Origin of the sequence: Bartonella silvatica (assembly GCF_040545155.1) — a bacterium.
GTDB lineage: Bacteria > Pseudomonadota > Alphaproteobacteria > Rhizobiales > Rhizobiaceae > Bartonella > Bartonella silvatica.
In genome coordinates this window covers 1-2267 of the sequence record NZ_JBEPLI010000053.1, presented here as the reverse complement: position 1 = coordinate 2267, position 2267 = coordinate 1, and the positions used below count along the sequence as shown (strand labels likewise).

Below are 2267 nucleotides of genomic sequence, written 5' to 3'. Positions count from 1 at the left end.
ACACAACTGGCTTTACGTTTGCTTATCCTTACAGGGGTTCGTACCAACTCTTTACGTCATATTCGTGAAGATCAGATTGAAGATGATATATGGACTATCCCTGCTGAAAATATGAAAGGAAAGCGTGATACAACAAAAGAGTTTCGTGTACCCCTATCATCAGAGGCATTAGACATTTTAAAACAAGCGCGTTTGCTTTCTCGCAATGATTTCTTTTTTTCTGCAACAGGTCGCGGTCCCCTTGCTGCAAATTGTATGGCTCAATATATGCAACAGACTGGACTAAACGCCTGCCCGCATGGTTTTCGTTCTAGTTTACGCGATTGGCTTGCTGAAACAACCGATGCTCCCTATGAGGTCGCTGAAACCATTCTAAGTCATACAGTAGGAGGACAAGTAGAACGTGCCTATCGTCGTACTGACTATCTAGAACAGCGCCGTGTCTATATGGACAAATGGGCGGCTTATGTCACTGGTCAATCTTAAGATATGGGGTGCATAACCCCATCATCTGTGGATAACTTTAGCTCTCTTGTCTTTCATTCTTTCTCAATAAGACTCATAAATTATCACATTAGAAATTGTATAATAAAATATTGTTTTCTATGAATAAAACATCTTTCTAAATAAACCAAAATGTGCTTAATAAATGGGCATGATTTGTTTCTATTTTTTGAAAATGAAAGGATTTTAGTATGACAGAAAATGATATTCTTTTGACAGACCGTGAAAGTGCAAAATTGCTTCATATGAGTGTTTCAACATTCCGCCGTCATGTAACCAATGGCTCTCTCCCAAAACCTTTAAAATTTGGTTTTTTATCCCGTTGGTTACAATCGGATCTTTTGAATGTCATTGAGCAAGCAAAACAGCAACGTCAAAGTGACGCGGCATAAAAAAAAACCTTGTCACGTAAGGACGGACAAGGCTTTCTCAAACTCATCACCTTAGAGCTTTATTTGGTGTAAATTCAAGGCTTTCTCTGCTGAAGCAAGACTTAAGGTTTGCATTCAAGTTGTTCTGAATGTTTTTTACAATAAGGGCTATTTAAGCGTCTCTCAACACTTCGCTGAGGCATGACAGCACCAGGACGACATATGGGAAGGTTGTCTGATTTATGATTTTCACACCAATCTTGTATTGTAAAGCTAGGGCGAAAACCTGATTGCGCCATACACATTTCAATACTGGCAAATTGATTCAAATCTAGCGCCACAACCTTATTAAGGTCCGGTACTCCACATTCTAAAAGTATTTTATTTCTCCATAATGCTGGAGAAAGTGAGGGAATTGAGTTAACACATCCAGTGATACTTAACAAAGCCATGCAACTCAATAGTTTTAAGATTTTCTTCATTTTTCCCCTCTTTCAATGGATTTATTTACAATAAAAAAGCTCGTAAACCTGTTGATATTTTCTGTCACCGCTGCTTAAAACAATGGTGAACAATATTGAGATGATGGATTGAGGGAACAATCGCGCCATTCCAAGCAAATGCAAGGATGGGGGATTGTTGATCATCACAAACAGCAAAACTTAAGGCTGGCATTTGCGACTATTTTTATATTTTTTACAAAACGGGCTGTTCAAGCGCTTCTTGACACTGCGCTGTGGTATGACAGCACCTGGACGACAAATCGGAAGATCCTCGGCTTTATGATTTACACACCAAGTTCCCCCTCCCACTTTATCACGAAAACCTGATTGAATCATACAAGCTTCTATGGTTGCTATTGCATTGTAGCTGAGCTTTCTGCTTTCTGGATCAGTATCATAAGGGGTTGGCATTCCACATTCTAACAAGGCTTTTCCTACCTCAGTAAAATTAGTAACACCATTTTTCTCCCACGTAGCTATCTCTCCTAGAGGAGGTTTATCGATATTACATCCAGTTACACTCACCAAAACTATTCCACTTAATAACTTTAAAATGTGTTTCATTTTTTACTCCATGATTTACTTAAAGGAAATTGTTCACGATGAGATGAGCCATAAAACTTTTGGCATTTATAACCCACATCTCCAAGACAGGTATGGGAACTTATGGGATTCATGATCACTCTCCACCATTCTGTCCAAACGTTACTGCCAGCAGGTATTGTCTCGTAAGTATAGCCATTGCCGCCAATAATTCTGCTGACAAAGTCGTATCTATTCCCATCAAAGCCAACAGTGGTTTGTTTGCCGTCACTCACATAACCTAACAGACCGGATGCAACTAAAACATTAAAGGCTGGTCCATAGAGATTGATAGTCGTGTTTTCGT

4 protein-coding genes and 1 pseudogene are annotated in these 2267 nt (G+C 39.2%); 2 read left to right on the top strand and 3 right to left on the bottom strand.

Going from position 1 to position 2267, the window contains the following annotated elements:
* Window positions 1-486, top strand: a 486-nt coding sequence (locus ABID23_RS07775) for a tyrosine-type recombinase/integrase (protein WP_354190906.1), incomplete at its 5' end; no start/stop codon positions are given.
* Between the two features lie 209 nt (window positions 487-695).
* Complete coding sequence (locus tag ABID23_RS07770) at window positions 696-896, top strand: helix-turn-helix transcriptional regulator (protein WP_007347209.1); 201 nt, start codon at window positions 696-698, stop codon at window positions 894-896.
* 101 nt (window positions 897-997) lie between these two features.
* On the opposite strand, the gene ABID23_RS07765 is transcribed toward ABID23_RS07770, so the two are convergent.
* The 3 genes and pseudogenes from ABID23_RS07765 to ABID23_RS07755 form a co-directional block, all read right to left on the bottom strand.
* A complete protein-coding gene (locus ABID23_RS07765; RefSeq protein WP_354190904.1) occupies window positions 998-1357 on the bottom strand; it encodes a hypothetical protein in 360 nt (119 codons plus the stop codon).
* A gap of 180 nt (window positions 1358-1537) precedes the next feature.
* Complete coding sequence (locus ABID23_RS07760) at window positions 1538-1942, bottom strand: hypothetical protein (protein WP_354190902.1); 405 nt, start codon at window positions 1940-1942, stop codon at window positions 1538-1540.
* Window positions 1939-2267, bottom strand: a pseudogene (locus ABID23_RS07755) (filamentous hemagglutinin); the annotation flags it as partial. The pseudogene ABID23_RS07755 and the gene ABID23_RS07760, both read right to left, overlap by 4 nt.